This is a genomic window from Mesomycoplasma moatsii (assembly GCF_045276915.1).
GTDB lineage: Bacteria > Bacillota_I > Bacilli_A > Mycoplasmatales > Metamycoplasmataceae > UBA710.
Genome location: NZ_CP174166.1, coordinates 687838 through 714724, shown reverse-complemented (window position 1 = coordinate 714724; position 26887 = coordinate 687838). Strand labels below are relative to the sequence as shown.

Genomic DNA, 26887 nt, shown 5'->3' with positions numbered 1-26887 from the left:
TCTCCTTGATTGTACATTTATAAAAATGATCACATTAAAAATACCCATAAAATTTTAACAAAAAAGTTTTTTTATTCAACTTTTATTTCACCTTGTTCTACAAATGGTTTTGTTAGTTTTACCACCTTTCTTTTTGATAAGTTATAGATTGGAACTATCTCAAAATTATCTTGTAAATATTTGTAATTAGATAGTAGATATAACTTTTGATTTTCTTTTTGTGTTTTTTCAAGAGCAAGTGCTAGTAATTGAAGAACATGACCATTGACAAACGGATGTCTAGAAATCATTTTATTTAATGTAATTGAAAATAATTCAATTCTTTTTGGATCCATTGTTTTTGGGAATAATGGTTTTCTTCTAACTGTTCCTGAATATTTATTTTCATACCAAATTTTTTGACTAAACAAAATCATTTGTATGTACATAAAAATATCTTGATACAAGATTCTGTCATTATCTAATTTAATATTTCTGATATTTTTAGTTTTTCAAATTTTCCCTAACAGTATTGGTTTGGTGCAAATTGCTTCATTTTGACTTAGTTCTCCTGAAGGTGTTGGAGTAATAATTATTCTTGATTTTGAAATACTAAAATCTTTTCCATCGTTTTCTATGTTATCTTTTGGGATATATAATTCATCTTTTAAATCTGTCATATACAGATCATATTTCATTGGATATAAATTATTTAAAAAGTATTCTAGTCAACCATCTGCTAGTGTATCTCCAGATTTCACAATAGTTGTATAAGTTGTTTTAATAATATTGTTTTTTAGTAAGAAGCTAAAAGTAAGTGGTAGTCCTGTTCAATAATCAAAAGAGAAAATATGATAATTAATTAATTCTTCTTTTTTAATAAAATCATTTAATTTTTGAGAAAAATTTTTATTTGCATTATCACTTAATATAAAAACATCAAAAAATAAATGACTTATATTTTGATCAATTAATGAATATAGTGTTTGCTTAGTTTTTTGGAAATCACCATTACAATAAACAACAATTGAAATTTTTTTTATTTTTGATTCCATAATATTTCATCCTTTATTTTTATATAAAAATCTTTAATTCTACCAGCACTTAGTATTCTTACAAAATTATTTATAATATTCTATCTAAAACTTTTCGTTTTTTTTTTTTTTTTGTTTGAAGTGCAAATCATTAAACTTGTGTTTCTCAACAAATAATCAGATTATTCTTACAAAAATAAAAATATTTAATATTTCCAAATAAATTTTGTTTATAAAATAAAAGAATAATTTATTTACTTTTCTTCATCTTTTTAAAATCATCTCTATGAAATGATTCAAGAACATCTAATCTAGATTTAATATCTTTAATATCTGTTCGAATTTCTTTATTAAATTCTTTTTGTTCTTTCATAAAATCAAAAACAGCATCATTAAATTTATTTTGTTTGTTCATAAAATCCAAAACTTTATCTTCAAAATCTTTTGAATAACTCACAGATTTTATTCTACCACTAAATAATCCTTCATATTTTCCAGATTTGTGATCAATTTTTGTTAATTTAATTTCATAAGTTTGAGAACGACTAAAAAATCGTTTAGAGCAATTTTGTGAATAGAACCTATTTGAGCATTAACTACATAATTTTTCTTTGTTGACACAGTTTGTTAATTATAAAACAAAACTTTACTTTAATAAATCTTAATGCTATTTTTTATAATTCAAAATTGATAATAAAAATATTAGAAAATTTTTTTACCTAGTCTAATGTATTCATTAATTTTTTCATCTAATTCTTGAAATGCATCATTATAAAAGTTTTCATCGTACAAGTCAATACCTGCTTCTTTTAATAAATCAATAGGTCATTGAGAGTCACCTTTTCTTAAAAAATTGTCAATATAGTTTTTAAGTACATTTTTACCTTGTTTTTTGTATTGTTGAAAAAAATAATTTGCTACCAAATAACCAATTGCATACTTATAAACATAAAAATCATAATAAAAATGAGGAACCATTATAGCAGCATATAAATCTTCATCTTTTTTAAATTTATTTTCAGATGAAGAATATTGTTTTGCAACATTTTTATAAACTTCTTTTAAAGCATCAAACGTTGATAAAGCTTCACCTTTATCAATACGATTATATATTTCAAACTCATATTCTGATCACATGGTTTGTCTTCTAACAGTTGCTTCAAATTCATTAATAGCTTCAGAAATTAAATAGAACTTAAGTTCGTCATTATTTGTATTTTTTACTAAATAATCATTTAACATTAATTCATTAAAAATAGAAGCAATTTCAGCTAAAAATATTGGGTATTGAGATAAATTATAAGGTTGTGAATTATCTGAAAAATAAGAATGAAGAGAATGACCTATTTCATGAGCTAAAGTTGAAATTGAATTTAATTTACCATCATGATTCATTAAAATAAATTTCTTGTCAATTCCATATGTTGATCCAATAGAATATGCTCCTGATCTCTTATTATCAACAATACAATAGTCGATTCAATTTTCTTTAAACATTTTATTAACAATTAATAAATATTCTTCGCCCAAAGGTTTTAATGCTTCCAAAACAATATTTTGACTTTCTTCTATAGAATAATTTTCTTGAATTTTAACTAGTGGTAAATATATGTCTCATGATTGAAATTTTTTGCGATACTTAATTTCAAAAAATTTCTTATGAACTTTTTTAAATTTGTTAAAAAGATTAATATTGTTCTTTACAGAACGATAGAATGTCTCTAACAACCTAATATCCACTTTGTCTTCGTCAATTAATGATTCAATAGACGATTTATACTTTCTCTCTAGAGCTCAAGTTGAAATATTCTTAATATGCTGATATAAAAGAGAAGCCAAAGAATTTTTATGTTGCAAATAAGCATTTATTCATTTTTTTTGAGTTGTTTTTCTTATTTGCTCATCTTTATTTAACATAAGTTGCATACGATTAGCAGGAGTTATTTTAATTTTTTTATTTTTAGAACTGATTGCATAGTCGTAATTTAATTCACTATTTGTAATAATGGAAAAAACTTCATAAGCACTTATTTCAGCTCTTGAAATTCTTTTTATAAATTCTTCAATATTATTTTCAAATTTATGTTTTTTTTTGGTTAGCGTAAATTGTATATCTTTTTTAAAATTTTTAAATTCATCCAATTGAATTCATTCTTTTAATTTTTTTTCATTTTTAAAAATTCGATTTGTTTCTGAACCTAATTTTTTTTGGTAATTAAAAAATCTAAAATTTAAATCTTCATTTAATTGATTATTTTTTTTGTCAATTACATTAATTGATAAATTGTTAGAAATATAATTCGACACTCTATTAAATAAAACAGTTATTTTCTCTTGATCTTTTAGATATTTTAAATATGTTTGCGAATTTTCGTATTTACTATCTTTTACTTTTAAATTTTTATCTAATTCCTTAAATAATTTTTCTATTAATTCTTCAATAGTTAATCCATTTAAAAGAGAATCTAAATCAAAACGATATTTTTTAGGAACATCACTATATTTTTTATATTGTTTCATTCTCTACCTCTATTTATTTAATTTTTCACTTGGAATAATGTGAATATGAGTATGAAAAATTACTTGTTTTGACGAAGCTTCGTTATTTACAATTAATCTAAATCCATCAACACCCAATTTTTTAATTTCTTTTAAAGCTAATTTCCGTGCTATTTTAAATAAATAAGACATATCTTTTTCCTTAATTGTTTTCAAATTTCTTGAATAATTTTTAGGTATAACTAAAAAATGACCTTCTGTTTTTGGGTTTATGTCATAAAAAGCAATAACTTTTTTGTTTTCAAACAAAATTTTTGCTGTCACTTCTTTGTTAATTATTTTTGAAAATATTGTTTCCATTAAATAATACCTGCATTCTTACGATCGTCATTTGTTTTTTTGGATAAACCTAAAGATGAAATTTGAGAAGTTAATTCACTAACATCACCCTCAACATTAAAATTATTAAATAAATAAAAATCTTTTATTGAGTTAAATAAGCTTGAGTCTGAAAGTAAAAAGAAATAGATTAATTTTCTTTGTTCTTCTTCTGTATTTCAAGGTGTATTTTTAAATGTAAATTGTCCTCTCATATATCAATTTTTACCTATATAAATTTGTCCATTATCAGCAAATTTTTCAAAAATAGGCAACGCTCTTAAATAATATGTAACTCCTTTGGGTTTAATACTCCCATCACTTGTGTCAAATATTTCAATTCCAACTTTATTTGGATCTCCACTAAAAAGATAACCTTTTGAAAGAATATTATTTTGATCTTGTTCTTTTTGTGATCAATTTTCTAAAACAAAACTATAATCAAAACTTTTTTCTGCTTCAGCATTTATTTTGTATTTATAAGTAAATGAAATAGTTACTTTCTGCGTATTTGTTTCAGAAGGTTTATAACCAATCGAATTAATTATTAATGTTTGAATAATGCCGTTGCTTTCGTTTTTAAACTCATTATTATTAGTCGGTTCCACTGTTACATCATTTCAAGCAACTTTTAAATCTCCGATTAATAATGAATAAGAATTTTTATTTTTACTTTCTTCTTTAACATTAATGCTAGGTAGTGATAGTTTATTTGAATTCTTACTATTATGATCTATTGCTCCTTTAATTGCTTCAAACTCACTAAATGTAAATAATTTATTTGTTTTAGTATCCAATAAGCCTATCTTTGATGAACCAAACAATTTTATTGAATCTATATCATTAGCTAAATCTTCTGTTAATTCAGTTTCTGAACTCGACTCAGAATTTATCTCAAATTTATTATATGCTTCTAAATTTGAAAGATTATTTATTGCTCCTATCTCATTTGAATTTGGAACAATTGTATTAGATAATTTTGTATCTAAAGTTGTACTTAAATTATTAAATTGATTGATTGTTGAAACAAGTCCTGATGTGCTAACTGAAGTAGTATAATCATCACTTGAATAAGATCATTTAAAAGTTGGAGATTTTTCTACCATATATTTTTTTAGTAAAAATGTATTAAACTTACTTATTTCAGAAGTTGAATGATCAACAAATGACATTGTATTAATATAATTCACACTAGAAGGATTTTTAGTCATCTTATTAAAGTTGGTTCCATTTTTAATTTGATCTTCGGTTGCATGTAAAAAATACATTTCTGATAGTAGTAATTTCATTACATTTTGATATACTAAAGTTCCTCTTGTTGACATTAAAATTTTAAAATCATCCTTAATAAGATTGCCATCTTCACTACATCCTGTATAACTTAAACTAGGATTAAAATCAGTAATAGTTAATGATTTGCCTGTGTCAGATTCAATTGGCGCTCAAACATTATATTTATTTTTTTTTCATTCAGTTGCTTTTATTTGAAAATACACCTTAGGTTGTATTGAAGAATTTGAATCACTACCTTCACTTGAAGAAGACTGAACAATTGACATGAAAGAAACATAAAACTTATATGCTTCTTCTATATTTTTTACAAATTTATTTTTTTCTTCATTGGACAAAAGATTTTCGTCAATAGCAAAAGAAACAGTTGTTTCAGATCCCACCAATTTACCTGTTTCGCTTTCTGGCCATTTTAAATAATCAAGATAATATCTAAATGAATTTGTAATTTTTTCTTTATCCAAATCTGAAGAATTTGGTTTTATATTTGTTGTATATAAAGCAGTATAAGTAGTGGTCAATCAACTATCTAGTATTGTTATTTTAGCTGCTTCTGATTCAAGTGCTGTTGTTTGTTCTTGTTTGCTAATATCACCTTTAGGTAAATCTGAACAAGAAGTAACTACAAAAGGTGTAATAAAAGCCAAAGAAGAAATACTTGATGTTATTCATATTTTTTTAAATCTACTTTTCATAATTACCTTTCATTATTTTTTTTATGTTTGTGCTAGGAGATAAAATTTTTTGTAGATTAGTAATAAATAGATTTTCAATTGCATTTTGACCAATAGCTAAAGATTGATCTTTGTATTTGAGTTGAGTCTGAAATGCTGCTTGATTCACTTGGTTTACATCCTGAATAGTTGCAAAATCATAAACTCTTTTTGAATCAACAATAGTTTTTAAACTATTTCAAATATTGGATACTATTTTGCCTTTTGCTTCATCATTTGATAAATAGAATTCATTTCTGGCATAGTTATAAAAATCTTTTATAATTCCTTCTATTATTTCAGGTGTATGTTCTTTTCCATCTTTCTTCAATATATCTAAAATTCCTTCACCAAATAACCTTACTAATTCATTAGTATTTTGTCCTTTAGGATCCAATAAATTAATAACTATTAAGTTTGGATTATCTAATTTTGCAAATATCGAAGGAGTATCATAGTACATGTTAATTGTTGTAGATTCTTCACTTGATGATGAATTATCTGCATATTTATACAAATCATTAATTGCCATTTTTTGAAAATCTTCTAATTGTGGTTCGGAAAAACTTTTTGAAAATATTTTAATTTCAGATGAAGAAACATACATGTAAGTCCCAATATTGCCGTTTTGTTGTTCAGGAGCCGACAATTGATATAATGTTCAATAACCAACTTGATTAATAAAATGTTCGTTATCTGAATAATTCATTTTTATTCCATTAATATCACTAGCATTACCTATCATAATAGAATTGAATATTTTTCCCAAAAAAATTAAATCTTCAGTTCCTAGAGAACTAATTAAGTTATCAAGCTGGGTATTGAATGCATCTACACTTATTGTATTTTTGTAAGTAAAATCAGCAGCATTCAAGTTATTTTTTAAATGTTTAATAAATGAACCTAAACTGTAGCTAACTTGTAATGAACCATAGCTTAAATTATTTCAATTTTGCTCTGTATTTTTATTTCCTGTAACAGTAGATGATAAATCAATTTCATTTCTATCATTTATAGAAAATAGAATTTTCATAAACTCACTAAAAGGATTATTTTGATTTATAGAAAATAAATCGTTATTTGTTCCATTATAACCATTTGATGAAGAAGTTAAAGCTGAAATATAAAACATATTTAATGAAGAAGATGAAGAAGAATCATCTCTAGTACTTTTACTACTAGATCCGCTATCTTCGTTACTGTCTGAACCATTGTTTGAATCTGAAGACGCAGTAAATAAACTTGATGTTTCAACAAGTTTTGAAGAACCTAAATTAGAAGTGTCTTGTCCACTTAATTTTTTAATTAACAAGTTATCTAAATCGTTTGATTTAGTATTATCATTATTTTCATTTCTAGATGTGTTTATTAAATTTGCTCCTTTAAAATTAGACAATCTACTCATTGGAACAAATAAAGATTCATTTCCGTATTTAATTTCTACTTTAAATAAATTCTTTAAAAAATCTGAAGTAAAAATAAAAGGGGAGGCATTTTTTTCTCCGGGCGTTAACCCTGTTAGCGTAAACGAAGAAATTAAACTAAGTTTATAGTTGTTTTTAATTAAACTTGTTAAATTATTGTTGCTTATTGGATTTCTATATTCAGTTGAATAAGATTTTGTTTCGAATACAACAATTTTCTTCTTACTTTCGTCTGTTGTATCTGTTTTTTTAGGTTGAACAACATTAGCGCCAGGATTACTTAAATTACCGTTAACATCTAGTTCAATATTATTCAAATAAGATTTTCAAATTCTTTGAGCTTCTTGCTCTGTTAATGAAACATCTCTTTCTGTTCCATCTTTTTGTTCTTCTTTACATTTAACAAATTCGTTAGTAGAGTCTAAAGATGAAGGTAATCGATTTGCAAAATTTAAATCAATTCAATTTCAACTATTTTGCGAAATTGATACACCTTTATATCTAGCTAATGCTGAATTTTTAATTTGTTTGCTTACCATATAAGCAAGAGCTTTTTCTTCTAAAACACTTACATTGGTAGATCCTTCTTCTGCCAATTGTGGACCATAAATTGAATTTGTTTGTAATTCTTTAATTCACTTTTCTAACCAATTACTATCATTTTCAGTAGCTTTTTGAAATGCTTTTTTATTTTCATTTAAAATTGTTTTTTGATTTTTTTCAATTTCTTTAAAAGATATTGATAAATCAGCACCAAAATCTTCTACTTTTAAATCTTTATCTCCTTTATGTAATTTTTCGTAAATAGCTTTGAATTTTAAAAATGCATTTCTTTCTTCACGATACAGTTCTTCTAAAACTGTTTTATAAAAAACATCATCTCATTTATCAAAAATAGATGTAGTCATTTGAATTTTGTCAATACGTGATTTAAATTCTTTATATGTTACATTAACTCATTCTTTTGTTATTGGATCAAAATAACGATACATAACCTCTCTATCTGAATAAGGCAAAGTTAAAGATAAAGTACATGAAGATAACGCTCAAGGTACTGCAATTCCAGTAGCTGTAGCTCCTAGAACTAATCCCGCAATTATTCACTTGGTTCATTTTGACTTTGGATTTTTTTCAGCAAAACCATATTCAATAGTACTATCAGTATTTAAGTTTGAAAAAAATGAGGAATTAACTTTCCGTTTTTTATCTTTTTTTTCTTTTCTAGACATATTCCTCCATAATCAAAACAATGATTTAATTTTACTATAAATTTTAGTCAATTAAAGATTGAATAAAATGATAACAAAAGTACAAAATTTGTAACTAAATAATAAAATTCTATTTAATGTTCCTTTTTATCTCTTAACTTAAACTTGTATATAATTTGTGTCATGGAACCTAAACAAAATAATTTATCCATTTTAAACTCTTTCAACGAAAAATGTAATAAAAATAATATTTGATATTCACTAAGTGGTTTATCTTTGTTAGATTATCAAAGTAAAAAAAATTACAGTCAAAAAAATATAATTGAGGTTTTTATGACTGTTGATTCATATAAAAAATTACTATTTTTTTTTCATGACAATATTATTGATTCAACAACAAAAAATAACTACTTTTTTACTAATCCTTTTTATTTTGAAAAAGAATTAAATGAAGTTATCAAAATTAATCTACTAATAAAAGCAAATATTAAAAAAACTGAAAAGTATTATTCTATTAAAAATTTGATAAGACAAAAAATAGGTTTTTACAAATCTTCAAACAAAGAATTAAAAGGTTTTTTGAATTCTATAAAAAGAACTTTTTATAGTTTTTTGAATTTATTCTGAAGTCCTTTAACTTGACAAGAAGTATGTTCAAATATTTATGATGATGAATATAGAGGTTATTTTATAATCGATTCTTTTAGCGACAATATTAATAAAAATTGAATTCCTTCTATAACTATGGAAAGAGAACAAATAAATTGAAATGATAGTTATACTTATATTTTTAAAGAATGAAATGTTTTTTTAAATAAAAGATATGGTTTTGATTGACAAAAAAAACCCATCATTTCCAATAAAAAATTTGATTATTTTTGAATAAATAAAATTAAGCATTAACTTCATTTACATTTTTATCTTCTAAGTATTTAAGATTGTCAACATATTGAATAGAAACTACAACGTATGGACTTCTTCTTTTAGTTTTATAAAAGTAAGGTTTTACTCTTTCTTGAATTAGTTTTTTTAATTTTGCTGATGTTCAATCATCAGAGTTTTTAATTTTGTATAGAACAGCTCCGTGAACTAATTTTCTAATTTCAGAAATAATATCTGTCGAAGACTTAACATATATTGTTCCTCTTGTAATTATTTTTGCTCGACCAACAATTTCATTTTTTTCTTTATCTATAAGCATAGAAACATAGACAAAACCATTCTCTCCAAGTTGTTCTCTTTCATTAATTAACTTAGTATTTTTAACTGAAGCAATTTCGCCATCAATATAAATTGGACTTGATTCAATTACTTTATTAGTTTTATAAATTTTATGATTTAACATCTCATAAACTTCACCATGTTTTGCAATAATAACGTTGTTTGGATCAACACCCGATTTAATTGCTGTTTGTCCATGTACAACAGACATTCTAAATTCTCCGTGATATGGAAAAAAATAAGTTGGTTTTGTTAATTCAAAAATTTTTTTATGTTCTTCTTGATAAGCGTGTCCTGAAGTATGTAGATATCCATCAATTTTATTTTCTTTAATATTTGCTCCTAGTTTGTATAAATCGTTGATTAATAATTCTATTTTTATTCGATTTCCTGGTATAGGTGAAGATGAAAATATAATTAAATCATTATGTTTAATGGTAACATGTGGATGTTTCCCTTCTGCCATTTTTGCTAATCCAGCAAGTGGTTCGCCTTGAGAGCCTGTGGTTAAAATCAATAATTCATTATCATCATATTTTGATATTTGTTTTTTGTCAATAAAAACAGAATCATCAACATCAATATGTCCTAATTGTCTAGCAATATTAATACCATTCACCATTGAACGACCAAAAGCAATAACTTTTTTATTCATTTCTTGTGCAATTTTAATGATTGCGCAAATTCTAGACATATTTGAAGCAAATACAGTAATAATGATTTTTTTAGGTGCTTGTTCCATATATTCTCTAATTGCTTTTAAAATATCTTTTTCACTAGGTGAATGATAAGGTCTCATAGCATTAGTTGAATCTGAAAAAAGAACTGTAAGATTTTCTTCACCAATTTTTTTTAATTTATCAAAATCAGTATAAGAACCTATTGGTGTATAGTCAATTCTAAAATCACCTGTAAAAAGCATTGATCCATTGCGATTAGAAAATCTTATTCCAAAAGCATCTGGTATCGAATGTTGAGCTGATCAAAAATCGACTTTCATATCTCCAAAATTCAAAACTAAATCTTTGTTAATTTCAATTCATTCTATACTAGATGTTTTAATTTTTCTTTCTTCAAATTTAAATTTTAAATACTGAATGCCTACTGGAGGAGCAACTATTCTTTTGATATCACAATTTTGTACTAAATAAACAATTCCACCCATATGGTCTTCGTGACCATGAGTTAAAAAAAGGCCTTGGATTTTTTTTTGATTATCAATTAAGTATTGGTAATCAGGAATAATACCTTTAATTCCTGTTAAAGAACCATTAGCAAATTGAATTCCTGCATCTACAATAAAGATTTGATCATCATGTTCAATGACACAAGTAGATTTTCCTATTTCTTGAAAACCACCTAAACCAAAAAATCTTGTGGCTTGATTATTCATAAAACTTAAGCTCCTTTTTTAGAAATTATTTGAAATAAAAAATAAACATTAACTTTTAAGTTAATTTCATTTTAACATTTTTTATTAAATTCTTTAAAAACCATTTCATTTTTTTAAAAAAACAATAATTTACAATTTAAATACAAGACAAGGATATTATTGACGACTTAATGTATGATAAGATTTTGTTAGCTTATATGTACAAAGGGGCACATATCTATGGATTTATTAGAGCAAGCAAAAGGAATTAAGAAAAAAGGAATTATTGGATTAATATTATTTTTCACTTTAATTGGCGCAATTGTAACATTTATTCTAGACATCATATGTGGAATTAAAATTCTATCTACTAATTGAAAAAACAAAGAACTAGAAGATCAAAAAATTATATGAGGTATCTTTTGTTTCGTCATTTTAGGGCCTATTTCTGCAATCGTATTTGGTTCAATAGCTTCAAACACTTTATTAAACAACGATTCTTTACAAAATAAAGAAAACAACAATAATAATAATGAAGAGAATAAACATAATACATCAAACTAAAATAAATATTTTTTGAACATATCAAAAACCATTGAAAAACAATAAATTTAACTTACGATTAAAATAGAATTTTAATTTTGGTCAACTAGTTTTTTCAGTATAAAATAAAAAATCTAATTTAATGTTTTAAAATATTTACATATTTTGTTTTATGAAAAGTTCAAAAGAAATTAGACAAGCTTGAATAGATTATTTTGTTTCAAAAGGACATCTTTTCGTTGAATCAAAATCTTTAATACCTTACAAAGATCCTTCATTACTTTGAATTAATTCTGGAGTTGCAACCTTAAAAGATTATTTTTCCGGAAAAAAGAAACCGCCTTGTAGTCGAATAACTAATTCGCAAAAATCTATTAGAACTAATGATATTGAAAATGTGGGCGTAACAGCAAGACATCATACTTTTTTTGAAATGCTAGGAAATTTTTCGATTGGTGATTATTTCAAAAAAGAAGCAATTGAATTTGCTCATGAAGTTGTTACACAAGTTTTTGGTTTAGATCAAAATAAAATTTATATTACATATTTTGAAGAAGATTTGGAAGTAAGAGATAAATGAATATCTTTAGGTTATGAAAAAGATCATTTAATTCCAGGTTCTAGAGATTTAAATTTCTGAGATGTTGGTTCTGGCCCTTGTGGACCAAATACAGAAATTTTTTATGATCGTGGTCCAAAATATCATCAAGGAGGTCCTGAATTAATTGCAAAAGATATTGAAAATGACCGTTTTATTGAAATATGAAATATCGTATTTTCTCAATACAATAATCTAGGCAATAATGAATATGTAGAATTAGCCCAAAAAAATATCGATACTGGAGCTGGTCTAGAAAGAATTGTATCTATTTTACAAGATGGCCCAACTAATTTTGATACTGACCTATTTTTACCAATAATTCATAGTGTTGAAAAAATGACTACATATAAGTATGATATTGAAAATTATTTTAAAAAAGATTTAGAACAAGAAATAATTAATAAATATTTTAAAATAATTGCAGATCATATGAGGGCAATTACTAATGCAATCAGTGATGGCGAAAAACCTTCTAATACACAAAGAGGCTATATTATCAGAAGATTAATTAGAAGAGCTTATTATGCTGGTAAAAAATTAAATATATTAGATAAAACCTTCTTATATAAGTTAGTCCCTATTGTTGTTGATTCGTTAATTTTTAAAGTAGACGTTAACAAAGTCGCAGAAATTATTGAAGAAGAAGAAGAAACATTTTCAAAAACAATTGAACAAGGCAAAAAAATATTAGAAGAAGAGATGCAAAACACAACTAATAAACAATTTAATGTAAATGTTGCGTTTAAATTGTATGAAACTTACGGTTTCCCGATTGAAATGACAAATGACATTCTTATTGAAAATGGATTTAGTCTTGATTTTAACAAATTAACAAAATTAAAAGAAGAACATTCACAAAAATCAAAATCAAATAACAACATTATTACATTTGATAAGCAAATTAATTCTTTAACTTATATTGATAAACACGTTAGTGATTTTATTGGATATGACCATTTAGAACTAAAAAATGCAAAAATTCTATATTTACTAGATGAACAAAATATTATCCAAAAAGCGAATGAAAATGAAGTATCATATTTGATACTTGAAAAAACTCCATTATACGCAACTAGTGGTGGACAACATAATGATCAAGGTTTTTTAATTCAAAATAGGAATAAAATTAAACTTTTAAATGTTTTTAAAGACAAAAATAATAATAATATTCATGTAATAAAAGGAAAAATAGATTCTTCAAAACCAATTGATGTTTTTGTTGATCCAAACATAAGATTAGGTTTAATGAGAAATCATTCAGCAACTCATTTAACATTTGCTGCTTTAAGAGAAATTTATGGAAAAGAAATAGATCAATTAGGTTCTGATAATAACCAAGATCGTTTAACATTTGATTTTCCTCTAAACCATAAACCAACTAATGAAGAAGTTAAAAAAATTGAATTATTCGTTAGGGATGTAATAAACAAAAATATTGAAAGAAAATATATTGAAACAACTATAGATGAAGCTAAAAAAATGGGCGCAATAATGACAATTGATGAAAGCGAATATTTTGATTCTAAAAATATTAGAATAGTTGAATTTCCTGGAATTACTAGTGATTTATGTGGTGGAACACACATTGACTTTACCAAAAATTTAGAAGCATTCAAAATAATAAGCGTTGAATCAAAAGGAACAGGAATTTATCGTATAAGAGCAATTACATCGTTTGCTCTCGTTAATCAATATTTAAAAAACGAATTCAAAAAATATAAAGAAATTTTTGATTCTTTAATGAAAAAATATCAATCTTTATACGAAACCAAAGAAACAAAAAGAGAATTATTAAAATTTGGATTCTTTAATGATGATATTGACTTAGAATCTAAAATTGAAATAGTTAAATCTTGAATAGATTCTATTAGCGACGAAACTAAAATATTATTGAAAGAACCTAATAAAACTTACAATAATTTTGAACTACAAGAATTTTATTTAGATAATAAGAAAATTATTTTTATTAACGAACTAGATAACTTTAATTTAAAAGATATTGCAATCCAAACAAGAGAAAAAATTAAAGATGGAATCATTATTTGTGTATCTAAATTTGAAAATCAAAAATCTCTTGTTATTATTACTTCTAAAAAATATGATATTTTAGAATTTATTAAAATTCATCTAAAAAATTTTGAATTAAAGGGGGGGGGGAATAATCTAATCTGACAAGGAGTTTCAAAAGAAAAAATTAACTTAGATTATTTAAAAAAATAAAATGAGATTACTTGCTATAGACTTTGGTACTAAAAAATGTGGTTTAGCAATATCAGATCCTTTAAAAATAATTTCTCAACCTTTAAAAATAATCTTTTATGAAAATTTTGATTTTTTGATTAATGAAATTAAAAAAGTTGTGAACGAATATCAACCTATAGAAAAAATAATCTTAGGTTTAACAAAAAATATTGATGGTTCTTTAAGCAATATTGGAAAACTCACTATGAAATTTAAAACAAAATTAGAAAAAATCTTTTCTCAAATTCAAATAATTTTAGTTGACGAAAAATATACAACAAAAGAATCAAAAATAATTATGAAAGAAATGAATATATCAAATAAGAAAAAAAAGCAAAAAAAAGATGCTATTGCAGCACAAAAAATCTTAGAAAATTATTTAAGAACAAATAATTAAAGTTTTATAACATTCAATATCGAGTATTTTATTGTATAATTAAAAAACTTTAGACTTACTGTACTAAAAACTAAAAAGTTATGGAGGTAAAAATGGCAAGAGTAGATCAAATAACCGGAAGAAAACCGATGTCAGGAAATTATCGTTCTCATGCTTTAAATGCAACAAAAAGAAAATTTAATTTAAATTTACAAAAAATAACTATTAACGAGAATGGAAAAAAAATTACTTATAGAGTTACAGCTAAAACAGTTAGAACTTTAAGAAAACAAGGAAAAATATAGTTTTTTAAATAATATAACGTCTAATTATGGATAGTAGTATTTATATAAGAAAAAAAAGTAATGGCTACTTGATAAGAGGTTTTTTTTATCTGATTGCCTTTATTTTGTTAGTCGCTTCTTTTATCGTTTTAACATCTAGATATAGCATTGACTACATTCTAGATAAAAATGGCATTATCACAAATGATCCTTTTAATGGTTTTTATATTTTTTTAGCTGCAATGCTTTTATTGAATGTAATTACTTTAATTATGTCGTTTGTTGATGCTATTCTAATTCTTTGTAGAAATTATAAAAATAGAAAATTAGATCAACAAAAAATAATTTGTGGAATTTTAGGTTTTTTCTTTTATTTTATCCCAATAATTATTTTTGGTTTTTTATGTAAAAAAGAATTAAATGATCAAAAACAAGAATTTTAAATTAACTATTTTTTGTTAAAAACTTTTCATTTTTGCGTTTTGTTATTAATGTATTGCATAAGAGTAATAAAGTTGATGATGTCATTAAAATAACTCCTAATCAAGCAGGTACTAATCCTATAATTGCTAAAGGAATACATATCAAATTAAATAAAGAAGCTCAAACAAAATTTAGTTTTATTAATTTTATTGTTTTTTGAGATAGTATAATAGCTTTATAAACTGAATTTAAGTTAGTTTCTAGAATAGAAATATCAGCCATTGCATTGGTTATTTCAGATCCTGTAGAATAAGCAATGCCTATCGTTGCAGCTTTAATAGCTAAAATATCATTAATTCCATCACCAACAAAAATAATGTTTTTGTACTCATTTACTATTTTTTGTTTGTCAATAGGTAAAAGTTCATAATAATATTTATCAATTTCTAATTCGTTAGCAATATTTTCTACAATTTCTTTACGATCTCCTGAAATTATTATTGGTTGAATACCAATTTTTTTTAATTTCATAATTGTTTTTTTGGCGTCTTTTTTTATTTCGTCTTTAAGAACAAAAACAGAAACAATTTTTTTATTTATTGCAAATACAACCATTATATTATTTTTATAATTTTCTATATCTACATCTAATTTAAAATTTTCATTCTTTGAGTAAGTTAAAGAACCTAAAAAATAATCTTTATTTTTTTCTTTGGCAATAATTCCAACTCCTGGAACTTCCTTAAATATAACAAATTGATTCTGAGTTTTTTTATTTTTTAAATAATTATTAATTGCTTTTGATAAAGGATGAGTAGAATTAATAGTAAGCGCACTAATAATATCATTATATTTATTTGAACCAATTTGTTCAATCACTTTAACTTTACCTGTTGTCAGTGTGCCTGTTTTATCAAAAGCTAAGTAATTAATTTTATTGATTGCTTCATAAATTTTTGCAGAAGAAAATAAAATTTTATTTTTAGCTGCTAAACCTGATGAAGAATAAATAGCTGCTGGGGCCGCTATTCCAAAAGCACAAGGACAAGCAATTACTAATGTAGCAACACTATGATAAATTGCAACTACAAAAGGATTTTGATTATCAATGTTTTCAAGATTTGCAATAGCAAATTTTAAACCAATGTTATTATAAGCAAGACCTAATCAAATACAAAATGTTGCTAAGGAAATAATAAGAACAATTGGCAAAAAAAACTTAACTATTTTTTCTGATATTCTTTCAATATTAGATTTATTTTTTAAAATATTTTCTAACTGTAAAATAATTTTATTTAACATTGATTCTTGCATTTTTTTAGTTGAACGATAAATTAAGACTTCATTTAAATTAATCATGCCCGAAAAAAGTTGTTCATTCTTTTTAATAGTTCTAGGAATAGATTCTCCTAATAAAGATGAACAATCCACTTCGACTTGATCACTAAGTAAAATTCCATCAGTTGGAATTGAAGATCCTTTAGGAACTTTAATAACTGTATTTTCTTGAACATTTTTTGAATTTTCTTTATAATACTCGTTGGTTTTTTTGTCTAAAATTAAAATTTCTTTTTGTTGCAATTTCAATAAATCTTTAATTCCTAAAGATGTTTTTCTTTTTAGTGCATCTTCTAAGTAATGACCTATACCAATAAAAAATGATAAAGAAAAACCTACCTCTCAAAATTCCATGTCTAGGGCATGAATTGAATGATTTTCTGCTATTTTAATAATAGAAAAAATTAATGAAAATAAATAAGTAATATGGGTGGCAATTGCTATTAAAAAATCCATTGTAAAGTTAAAACCTATAATTTGTTTATAAGTTTTAAAATAATCTCTTTCTAAATAAAAAACTAAAAAAGTAGATAAAACAAACATTATTATTGAAACAACATAAGAATGATATTTTTGCTTTGTTGCAAAATTTAATATCATTCAAATCATTGAAAATACAAAAACAATTCCTTCAAAAATTAATTTGTATTTTTTATTAATCATTAAATTTCCATTCCTACATAACCTGATTGATTAATTAAATCAATAATAAAATTACTAGGATATTTGTTTTCATCAGCTTCAACGATTAACATTTTTTCTATTAAATTTATTGAATATTTAATATCTTTATATTGACTAAAAACTTTATTAATTTTTTTAATACATGAAGCACAAGAAATAGATATATCAAATCTTCTAATCATAATAATCTCCTAACTAATAGAACAACAACATTTGTTTACAATATTGTCTTTCTTTAAAATAAAATTTAATAATGTTTGGTAATTAGAAATAAAATCATTCTCTAAATAATATTGAATTATCTTGCCTTTTTTCTTGAAGTTAACTATATTTTCTTTTTTTAAATCAATTAAATGTTTTGACACATTGCTTTGTTTTGAATTTGATTGCTTACATAAACAATCCACCGAGCAACTATCACATTCACAAACATATAAATGCATAATAATATGTCTTTTAGTTTTACAAGATAAAAATTTAAATATTTGATCAATTTTATATTTCATAATAACATTATTATATATTACTATTTAGTAATATGTTAAATATTTTTAAAATGTACTAATTAACTCAGAACAATTAATTTATTTTTACACATAATGATTATGTAATGAATATCTAAGAAACCCTTTTATTTTTCTAATATTAATACAAATAACTATAAGTAAATCAACAAAAAAATGAACTAATAATCCAACACCAAACATTATTGAAACGTTTATTAAATTTGGTTCTCATAAATTTAATTTTCATAATATAAAGTAAATAGAATAAACAGTTAAATTAACAACTAAACTTTGAATCAAATAATAAATAATTTTTCCTTGATTAATGAATATTGAATCTATTATTTGACTATAAGCAAAAAGTATATAAAATACTATTAAAATTAGAACCAAATTATTTACTTGTAAAAAATCATCTTGAACATTTAAAACATATTTAATAAATATAGGATTTAGGGGAATAAAAATTAATCATAATGCAACAATTAAAGTAATCATTAAAATATAAAAATAGATTTGATATTTTAAATTTTCTTTTTTATTAAAAGTTTGTTTTATAAAAATTGCAAAAGTTGAAACAGGTAATAATAATCAATTTCAAATAAAAGTATTTGTTATTCAATATATTCCCTGATTATTTAATTGATTAATTGGAAGTAATACCATAAAATAAAAGACTATATTTCTTATAGTAACTTCAACCGCAGATAAAAATCATAATCATAAATATTTTTTAAGATTAATAAAAAAGTTTAAGTTTTTAACAAATATTTTAGTAGTTAAAATATTTCATTTAAAACATGAAAAATAAAATAAATAAATTAATGAACAAATTAAAGATGAAAATAAAGAACTAAATCCTATTCCAATAACTCCTAAATTTAATGAAAAATTAAATTCTGTAATTAAAAATACATCAAAAACAATATTTAATGATGTATACAGAATTGACAAACAAAATGTAACAATTCGATAATTTGGTAATTTGATTGAAGTAGCACTTATAAATAAAAAAGAAAATAATCCATAAAATAACATTCCTCAAACTTCAATTTTTATATATTTTGCTGATTCGTTTATTAAATTCGAATCATTTAGTAAACTACTCAAAATATTATCTACATTAAAAAAAATTACAATTGTAAAAATTAAAAAAATTAAAAACACACTAATAATTAAATTAGTATAAAACGATTTAATATTTTTGTCTTTTTTAAGATTATTAAAGATATAGAATAAAGGAATAATGATAGATTCATTAATTATTTCATATAAAATGCTCAATCATAAAATTTGAGATGCTATATTTATAGCATCTTCACTTGGAATATCCCCTAAAAAGAAAATTCTTACAGTTTTATAAACAGTTGGTAACAATTGAAATAGAAACAAAACAAATAACAATTTTCAATTTGCTGTTTTTAAATATTTATAAAACGTCATGCTATACTTATTCATTTTTAAAATTCATTTTACAAAAAAAAAAAAAAAAAACAAAATTTATCCAATTTTTTTATTGATTTCTTTTTTATTTTTTTGAATTCAATTAATAGAATCTACAGATCATTTTTGAATTTGTTCGCTATTTTTATGGTTATTTGCATAATCTCTCATAATTAGAATCATCTGATCGCAAAAATTAATAAAAATATTTGGATCATTATAAGAATTTATGAAAGTAAAAATTAATTTTTGTTTTTTCTTATTACTAATCTTTGTAGATCCTAAATTAGCACATGTTCAAATTGCAAAGTAAATATCATTTTTTATATTTCCTTTGTATATTCCATCTCAATCTATTATTGCTTTTATTTTATTTTTATAAAAAACTAAATTATGAGGATTAATATCTCCATGACAAAAACCTATATTATTTTGAATTTCATATTCAGTTAATATTTCTTTTGTTATTTCATAATATGATTTCAAAATAAAAGCAAGATGTTTAATCCTAGATTTAGACAAATGTTTAAATTTTTTAATTGTTTTACCTTTAATATAAGTTAATTGATAATATTCTGTATCTTGTAAAATAATTTTAGGCACATAAACACATTTTTTATCATTTAAAAAATTTAAAATTTTTATAACTAAATCATTATTTTCACTTTTTTCTTTGAATAAAATGTTCTTAATTCTAAATATTTTCTTTCCGGATTTTCCAATTTTAAAATTGCTCATAATTAACTTCGTTTTTTATTTTATATCAAAGTTATATAATTAAAAGTGAGGTTATTATATATGACAGAAATAGATTTTTTTAATAGATATATTTTAAAATGGCAAATGGAGCAAAAAAGATTCCTATTATAAAAATAAAGAATTTTGACATGAATGATTTTATTTGAATATTGAACATATTCCATATCTATTATTTATTTCATTAATTTGAATTGAAGACAAAGGTGGTAATTTTAATAATAATGAAGGAAACAGAAAAAACATTAATTTATTTTTAGAATTTATAGACGGAATTAGCACAAATTCCAAAGGTAATGGGTATCCTGTATACTATCTTTTCATTATTTTAAATTTAAAACTCCAATTCAAATATACAATGATGCAAATCTAATTGAAATCGAATTATTTGGTTCTTCCAATTCTTTCATTTTTAAAAATTCGTCAAAAATTATCATGTATTTAATTAACTATTGCCACAAAATTATAAATAATCATTTTAATAATCCATTAATAAAAAGTGAGTATAACAAATATCATGACAAATGAATTAATTTTTATGAAAACAAAAATCAAATATCAATAAAAAAGAATATTAAGTTTATTTTAGACAAAATATATAATAAAAAAGAAGGAATTTTAGCATAAAACAATTTTGCAAATAATAATAAATACTTTAAAATATATAATCACTATGAAAGAGATAAGAACAAGATACGCTCCTTCACCAACTGGATACTTGCATATAGGTGGCGCCAGAACTGCTCTATTTAATTATTTATTTGCAAAACATAATAATGGAAAATTTATCTTTCGTTTAGAAGATACAGATGTTTCTCGAAATGTTGAAGGCGGAGAATCTTCGCAATTAGATAATCTTGCTTGATTAGGAATAATTCCTGATGAATCTCCATTAAAACCAAATGAAAAATTTGGTAAATATCGTCAATCAGAAAAATTGGATCGTTATAATGAAATAATTAATCAATTAATTAAAGAAGATAAAGCTTATATAGCTTATGATAGCTCTGAAGAACTAGAACAGCAAAGAAAAGAACAAGAAGCCAAAGGAATTATTTCTTTTCGTTATGATCGTAATTGACTAAAAATATCTCAAGAAGAAAAAGATAAAAGATTTAAAAATAAAGAATATTCAGTTAGGGTATCCTTACCTAAAAATAAGGATTATGCTTGAAATGATCTAGTAAGAGGAAAAATTAGTGTTAATACTGATGAAATTGGTGATTGAGTAATTAAAAAATCTGATGGATATCCAACATATAATTTTGCTGTTGTAATTGATGATCATGATATGGAAATTAGTCATGTTTTAAGGGGGGAAGAACATATTACTAATACACCTAAACAATTAATAATTTATGATTTATTAAATTGGGAACCACCTCAATTTGGACATTTAACGATTATTACTAATATGGAAGGAAAAAAATTATCTAAAAGAGATTTAACATTAAAACAATTTATTGAAGATTATAAAAACGATGGTTATATTCCTCAAGCAATCTTTAATTTTCTAGCTCTTTTAGGTTGAACATCTGGCAACAACCAAGAAATAATGTCAAAAGAAGAATTAGTTAATATATTCGATTATAAACGTTTATCAAAATCACCATCTAAATTCGATATTACTAAAATGAATTGATTTTCAAAACAATATATGAAAAACGAAAATAACCAAAATTTAATTAATAAACTAAATTTTGATATTCATGTTAATGATGAATGAAAAGAAATTTTTGTAGATACATATAAACAAAGTTGCAGTAATATTAAAGAATTACAAGAAAATTTAAAAATATTTAATCTAGATTTAGAACCATTAAAAGATAAATCAAATAAAGTCGTTAAAGAATTTATTCATCAATTATCTTTAGTTGAATTTAGTATTGAAAAAATTCAAGAAGCAATCAATAAAACTAAAGAAATTACAAGAGAAAACGGAAAAAATTTATTTATGCCTATTAGATTGGCTACAACTAATTTAGAACATGGTCCAGAACTTGCTAAATCAATTTATTTATTTGGTAAAGAAAAAATTTATAAAAGGTTAGGAATATAAATGAAAATTACTTTTAAATCAACACAATTTGATAAAAATAAAAAAGAGCAAGGCGTTATTGAATTTACTTCTAGATTAGAAAGAGAAGAAGATGAAGGATTTGAATGTTTAATATTTCAAGAAAATAGAAACGGAAAAATTATTACTAATAGAATTGAATATAATCAAAACACATTAAAAATATATAGCGGAGTATCTTCATTAACTTGTAAGTTAAACGAAGTTATAAAAAATGACTTTGCACTCAATGGAACGCAAGTTGGCAATGTTTTTCTTTATACTAAAATGATTGAAAATAATATTGAAGATAAAAATAATTTAAGTTTTAAATATTTAATTGCAGCTACTAGTGATTGTAAAGACGCAACAACAATTAAGCTCGAATTTAAAATACATGACTAATTTCTTAAATTAAATTTAATTCGCAATCAAATATTTTTACACATTGTAATAATTTTTTTAGGAATTAAAGATTTTTTAGCAGTAATATTTTGTAAAACATTTGTTTTGTAATATGAAGAGTTAATGATGATTCCGGCATGCAAGAAATAAGATATATAAAGAATAAATAACATTAAATATAAAAATGAACCTATAGCACCAAATTTTTCGTAATTTAAATATTTGCAAACTGTAGAAAAAATCATCAAGAAAATAACGATAGGAATTAATGAAGTTAAAATTCCTAAGTTTAAGTAAGATCATTTTAATCTAATTGGAGAAATATATTTATATAATAAACCAATTCCAATATAACCAAAAATAACAATATAAATAAATGAAATTAAATAAAATAAAATTTCATACGTAATATCGTTATTAATTCATTTTTGAATCAATAACATTAATGGAGCAAATGCAATTGTTGTTATTGAAAAATACAAAGAAATCATAATAACAATAAAAATAGATTTTAATCTTTTAATAATAAAATTTTGTCGATCTTCAAATCAATATAATTCAGTAAAAGAATCTCTAAATTTATTAATTCCTTTAGAAGCAAACCAAATTGAAGAAGTCATAAATATAACAATAACTAAAATCTCTCCTGCATTAAAATCAATTTGCTTGTTAAACATATCTTGAATTCCTGGAATTAAATGTGGAAAAATTTCATTCAATAAAAAGTCGCGCCAACTAGAATTAATAGCTCCTATCACTGAAATAACAATAACAAATATTGGAATTATAGATAAAAATAAGTAAAATCCTACTGAAGAAGGAATAAATTTAAATTTACTTGATGATAATGTGTAATATGTACTATTTATTGTTTGATTAATTTTTGATTTTGTAACATTTTTACGATCAAAGGCAAATAATAATGAAATTCGAATAATAAATTTGATAATTTTAGAAATAAAATTATCTTCATTCATGTATTTAATTTCATATTTAGCAGTCCAAGAAATTTTTGTTTTTTCAAATTTATTTTTTTTGATTGGAACTGCATCTCATCCTTGTTTAATTTTATTTCTTCTCAATTAATCTTTCTCTCCTAATATAGATTTTATCAATTTCATTACAACTTTAGGGTTTGCTTGTCCTTTAGACAATTTCATAATTTCTCCGGCTATAAATTTAGTTGTATTTTCTTCACGAGTTTGATAATCAATCAATAAATTAGGATTTGCTGCTTTGACTTGATTTATTCAATTACTAATAATGTTTTCATCCGAAATTAATTTTAAACCTTTAGATTCAATTAATTCTTCAACTGAAGTATTTAAATCAACAAGTAGAGGAATAATTTGCTTTAGTTGCTTTCCTGAAATATCACCATTTTCTAATAATTCTAAACATTTTTTTAAATTAGAAGGGTTTAAATTCAATTTATTTATTTTTTTATCTAATTTTTTTTCTAATGGAACAATTTCAGAAAAGAAAATTTTTACTTTAGTCAAAGTATCATAATAATCAATTGCATCAATAAATTTTGCATAATCAATATTATTAATAATTTGATCAACAAAATTTTCAGGAACATTTAAAGATAAAAATCTTTGTTTCATTTGATGTGGTAATTCATTGATTTGAATTGATTGAACTCAATCTTTATTTAATTTAATAATTGGTATATTAGGTTCAGGAAAATACTTATAATCAATTGCATCTGTTTTTGATCTCAATGAAACTGTTTGCATTAAAGATTCATCAAATCTCTTTGTTTCTTGTGCGATTTCTTCATTATTAATTATTTTCTTAATTTGTCAATCAATTTCAAATTCAATAGCTTTTTTTATGTTATTCAAAGAATTTAAATTTTTAATTTCCACTTTATTACCAAAATTAGATGAACCTAACATTCTTAATGACAAATTAATATCAGCTCGCAAAGATCCTTCAGCCATTATCGCATCAGATATTCCTAAAAAAATAGCAATTTGTCTAATTGAATCAACATATTTTATAGCTTCTTCTTTTGTTCTAATATCAGGTTTTGAAACAATTTCAATTAAAGGAACACCAGCACGATTGTAATTTATTAAAGTTTCATTACTATTATGTTGCTGTCTTGCTGTATCTTCTTCTAAATGAATTCTTTCAATTCTTATTTCTTTTTGATAAGTATCTAAATCTAAAATTATTTTTCCGTCTTTTCCTATAGGACGAAATTGTTGAGTAATTTGAAAGCCTTTAGGTAAATCGGTATAATAATAATTTTTACGATCAAAATGTAACTCTGAATCAATTTGCATATTTAATGCTTTTGCTAATTTTATTGCTTTTGCTACTGCTTCTTTATTAACTGTTGGTAAAGTTCCAGGATAACCTAAATCAATAGGAGAAATTAGAGTATTGGGTTCTCCAATAAAATCATTTTTAATTGCACTAAACATCTTAGTTTTTGTATTTAATTCTAAGTGAATTTCAATTCCAATAACTGGTTCAAAATTCTTAATCATTATTTTCTCCTAATATTTTTTCTAAATATAAACCATATGATAATAATTTTTTATCTGTATAAATTTTTGAATCTATACTAACATTAAAAGGCATTTTGTTATATTTTCCTAATTTCATATTTAAAGAAGGGTTACCTACTAAATTTGATGCTGTTAAGATATAAGACATATATTGATAATCTTTTTTTTCAATTTCATTTTTTTTAGGTGCTATTGATGGAGAAGAAGGATAAATTAGAAAATCGTATTGATCATAAATTTTGTTAAATCAATCGCTAATTAATCTTCTTACTTTCTGTGCTCTAACAAAATATTCTTCTTGATTGTCTTTTTCTAAATAAAAAGAACCTAAAGCTAAACGTCTTTGAACCATAAATCCAAATCCATTTGTTCTTGTGTTTTGAAAAATTTCTTCTCAATCTTTTCCTTCTTTACGAACACCAAAACCAACACCAGTTAAATTTGATAAATTAGATGAAGCTTCTGAAAAAGAAATAACCTCATAAACTATTTTAATTGCATTCAATAAATCTTTATTTGGAGTTATTTTTTCTATCTGAATTTGTTCATTTTCTAACTTTTTAATTAAATTTTTATATGAATCACTTACATACTCTTCCACATTTTCAAAACAATCTAAATAAGCTATTTTTTTTGGTTTTTCTAAATCAATATTTTTTATATCAATTGATATCGAAGTTAAATCGTATTTATCTTTACCATATAAAGTTTGAGCTAATAAAATAGAGTCATTAACATTATGACTAAATCAAGCTACTGTATCTAAAGATGAAGCATAAGCAAATAATCCATATCTTGAAACAGCACCATAAGATGGTTTAAAACCAACAACACCTATGTTAGAAGCTGGTAATCTTACTGAATCACCAGTATCAGAACCAATAGCAAATCCTATATTTTTAGAAAAAGTAGCAGCCGCTCCAGAAGAAGAACCACCAACATAGTAATTATTATCTAGTGGATTCATAATTAATCCGCGATTAGAATATTCTCCTGTGCCACCTAACCCAAATTCATCTAAATTAGTTGTTGCAATTAATCTTGCTCCTTGATTAAATAATTTATTCAAAATTGTAGCATTATAGGAAGGATTAAAATTTTTCAAAATATTCGAAGAAGCATCTGTTGAATCAAAATCTTTTGCATAATTATTTTTTAGTGTAAAAATAACGCCATTTAATTTCCCTTCTTGTTTTTTTTGAATATCAAAAAGAGAAGCAACTGCATTATTTTTATCGTTTTTTAATTCATATAAAGCTTGTTCAAAATTTCCTTTATTACTAAATTCCATCTTTTATTATCCTTTTTATTACTATATAATCACCATTATTTTCACTTGCATTCATTAAAATTTTTTCTTTATTAGCTACAATGTTTAAATCTTCTTCATCTTCTCTTAAATCTGAAATAGGTAATCCTACTCTAACCAAAGGTTCAACATCTGATATATTTATTTTTTTTAATTTTTGTAAACTAAAATTTATTTGTTCATATTCTTGTTTTAAATAATTTAAGACATCTTTATTTGGATTAATATAAATCTTATTTGCCATAGCGATAAAATCTTTTTCTGTTAGTTTAGACATAA

23 protein-coding genes are annotated in these 26887 nt (G+C 23.3%); 8 read left to right on the top strand and 15 right to left on the bottom strand.

Going from position 1 to position 26887, the window contains the following annotated elements; genetic code table 4:
• Positions 1-71: 71 nt before the first annotated feature.
• The 6 genes from ACJA28_RS03390 to ACJA28_RS03365 all read right to left on the bottom strand — a co-directional run bounded on the left by ACJA28_RS03390 (position 72) and on the right by ACJA28_RS03365 (position 8546).
• A complete protein-coding gene (locus ACJA28_RS03390) occupies positions 72-1034 on the bottom strand; it encodes a hypothetical protein (RefSeq protein ID WP_022935661.1) in 963 nt (320 codons plus the stop codon).
• A gap of 229 nt (positions 1035-1263) precedes the next feature.
• On the bottom strand, positions 1264-1470 hold the full coding sequence (locus tag ACJA28_RS03385; protein WP_022935618.1) for a hypothetical protein: 207 nt from the start codon (positions 1468-1470) through the stop codon (positions 1264-1266).
• A 245-nt stretch (positions 1471-1715) separates the two neighbouring features.
• A complete protein-coding gene (gene pepF / locus ACJA28_RS03380) occupies positions 1716-3533 on the bottom strand; it encodes an oligoendopeptidase F (RefSeq protein WP_022935619.1) in 1818 nt (605 codons plus the stop codon).
• A gap of 9 nt (positions 3534-3542) precedes the next feature.
• Entirely contained in the window at positions 3543-3872 is a 330-nt protein-coding gene (hinT, locus tag ACJA28_RS03375) for a histidine triad protein HinT (protein ID WP_022935620.1), read from the bottom strand.
• On the bottom strand, positions 3872-5875 hold the full coding sequence (locus ACJA28_RS03370) for a hypothetical protein (protein WP_022935621.1): 2004 nt from the start codon (positions 5873-5875) through the stop codon (positions 3872-3874). The genes hinT and ACJA28_RS03370 overlap by 1 nt, the downstream gene beginning before the upstream one ends.
• On the bottom strand, positions 5865-8546 hold the full coding sequence (locus tag ACJA28_RS03365; RefSeq protein ID WP_022935622.1) for a hypothetical protein: 2682 nt from the start codon (positions 8544-8546) through the stop codon (positions 5865-5867). The genes ACJA28_RS03370 and ACJA28_RS03365 overlap by 11 nt, the downstream gene beginning before the upstream one ends.
• 162 nt (positions 8547-8708) lie before the next feature.
• On the opposite strand from ACJA28_RS03365, the gene ACJA28_RS03360 reads away from it, so the two are divergent.
• On the top strand, positions 8709-9428 hold the full coding sequence (locus ACJA28_RS03360) for a hypothetical protein (protein ID WP_022935623.1): 720 nt from the start codon (positions 8709-8711) through the stop codon (positions 9426-9428).
• Here the strand turns inward: ACJA28_RS03360 and ACJA28_RS03355 are convergent.
• A complete protein-coding gene (locus tag ACJA28_RS03355) occupies positions 9418-11139 on the bottom strand; it encodes a ribonuclease J (protein WP_022935624.1) in 1722 nt (573 codons plus the stop codon). The two genes, ACJA28_RS03360 and ACJA28_RS03355, sit on opposite strands and share 11 nt — an antisense overlap.
• Positions 11140-11358: 219 nt before the next feature.
• On the opposite strand from ACJA28_RS03355, the gene ACJA28_RS03350 reads away from it, so the two are divergent.
• The 5 genes from ACJA28_RS03350 (at position 11359) to ACJA28_RS03330 (ending at position 15606) form a co-directional block, all read left to right on the top strand.
• Complete coding sequence (locus ACJA28_RS03350; protein WP_022935625.1) at positions 11359-11682, top strand: hypothetical protein; 324 nt, start codon at positions 11359-11361, stop codon at positions 11680-11682.
• Between the two features lie 151 nt (positions 11683-11833).
• Complete coding sequence (gene alaS / locus ACJA28_RS03345; protein ID WP_022935626.1) at positions 11834-14482, top strand: alanine--tRNA ligase; 2649 nt, start codon at positions 11834-11836, stop codon at positions 14480-14482.
• Position 14483: 1 nt separating this feature from the next.
• Complete coding sequence (gene ruvX, locus ACJA28_RS03340) at positions 14484-14900, top strand: Holliday junction resolvase RuvX (RefSeq protein WP_022935627.1); 417 nt, start codon at positions 14484-14486, stop codon at positions 14898-14900.
• Between the two features lie 92 nt (positions 14901-14992).
• Entirely contained in the window at positions 14993-15184 is a 192-nt protein-coding gene (rpmB, locus tag ACJA28_RS03335; RefSeq protein WP_022935628.1) for a 50S ribosomal protein L28, read from the top strand.
• Between the two features lie 26 nt (positions 15185-15210).
• Positions 15211-15606, top strand: a complete 396-nt coding sequence (locus ACJA28_RS03330; protein WP_022935629.1) for a hypothetical protein — start codon at positions 15211-15213, stop codon at positions 15604-15606.
• 1 nt (position 15607) lies between these two features.
• Here ACJA28_RS03330 and ACJA28_RS03325 read toward each other — a convergent pair whose 3' ends face one another.
• The 4 genes from ACJA28_RS03325 to ACJA28_RS03310 all read right to left on the bottom strand — a co-directional run bounded on the left by ACJA28_RS03325 (position 15608) and on the right by ACJA28_RS03310 (position 20295).
• Entirely contained in the window at positions 15608-17587 is a 1980-nt protein-coding gene (locus tag ACJA28_RS03325; RefSeq protein WP_022935630.1) for a cation-translocating P-type ATPase, read from the bottom strand.
• Positions 17587-17790, bottom strand: coding sequence for a heavy metal-associated domain-containing protein (locus ACJA28_RS03320; RefSeq protein ID WP_022935631.1), 204 nt, complete (start codon positions 17788-17790; stop codon positions 17587-17589). Before ACJA28_RS03320 ends, ACJA28_RS03325 begins: the two co-directional genes overlap by 1 nt.
• Before the next feature lie 408 nt (positions 17791-18198).
• Complete coding sequence (locus tag ACJA28_RS03315) at positions 18199-19557, bottom strand: hypothetical protein (protein ID WP_022935633.1); 1359 nt, start codon at positions 19555-19557, stop codon at positions 18199-18201.
• A gap of 57 nt (positions 19558-19614) precedes the next feature.
• On the bottom strand, positions 19615-20295 hold the full coding sequence (locus ACJA28_RS03310; RefSeq protein WP_022935527.1) for a phosphotransferase: 681 nt from the start codon (positions 20293-20295) through the stop codon (positions 19615-19617).
• A 691-nt stretch (positions 20296-20986) separates the two neighbouring features.
• On the opposite strand from ACJA28_RS03310, the gene gltX reads away from it, so the two are divergent.
• The gene (gltX, locus tag ACJA28_RS03305) at positions 20987-22372 is read left to right on the top strand and encodes a glutamate--tRNA ligase (RefSeq protein ID WP_027121739.1); all 1386 of its coding nucleotides are present in this window, start codon (positions 20987-20989) and stop codon (positions 22370-22372) included.
• Entirely contained in the window at positions 22373-22774 is a 402-nt protein-coding gene (locus ACJA28_RS03300) for a hypothetical protein (protein ID WP_022935531.1), read from the top strand.
• Here the strand turns inward: ACJA28_RS03300 and ACJA28_RS03295 are convergent.
• Genes ACJA28_RS03295 through ACJA28_RS03280 form a run of 4 tightly spaced genes read right to left on the bottom strand, consistent with a single transcriptional unit; the run spans position 22771 to position 26885 of the window.
• Positions 22771-23856: a YhjD/YihY/BrkB family envelope integrity protein gene (locus ACJA28_RS03295; protein WP_022935532.1), complete on the bottom strand. Its 1086-nt coding sequence runs from the start codon at positions 23854-23856 to the stop codon at positions 22771-22773. The genes ACJA28_RS03300 and ACJA28_RS03295 overlap by 4 nt on opposite strands.
• On the bottom strand, positions 23857-25275 hold the full coding sequence (gene gatB, locus ACJA28_RS03290; protein ID WP_027121740.1) for an Asp-tRNA(Asn)/Glu-tRNA(Gln) amidotransferase subunit GatB: 1419 nt from the start codon (positions 25273-25275) through the stop codon (positions 23857-23859).
• Positions 25271-26590, bottom strand: a complete 1320-nt coding sequence (locus ACJA28_RS03285; protein ID WP_022935534.1) for an amidase family protein — start codon at positions 26588-26590, stop codon at positions 25271-25273. The genes gatB and ACJA28_RS03285 overlap by 5 nt, the downstream gene beginning before the upstream one ends.
• Positions 26580-26885 carry an Asp-tRNA(Asn)/Glu-tRNA(Gln) amidotransferase subunit GatC gene (locus tag ACJA28_RS03280; RefSeq protein WP_022935535.1) on the bottom strand — a complete coding sequence of 102 codons (306 nt, stop codon included), beginning with the start codon at positions 26883-26885 and terminating at the stop codon, positions 26580-26582. The genes ACJA28_RS03285 and ACJA28_RS03280 overlap by 11 nt, the downstream gene beginning before the upstream one ends.
• Between the last annotated feature and the right edge of the window lie 2 nt (positions 26886-26887).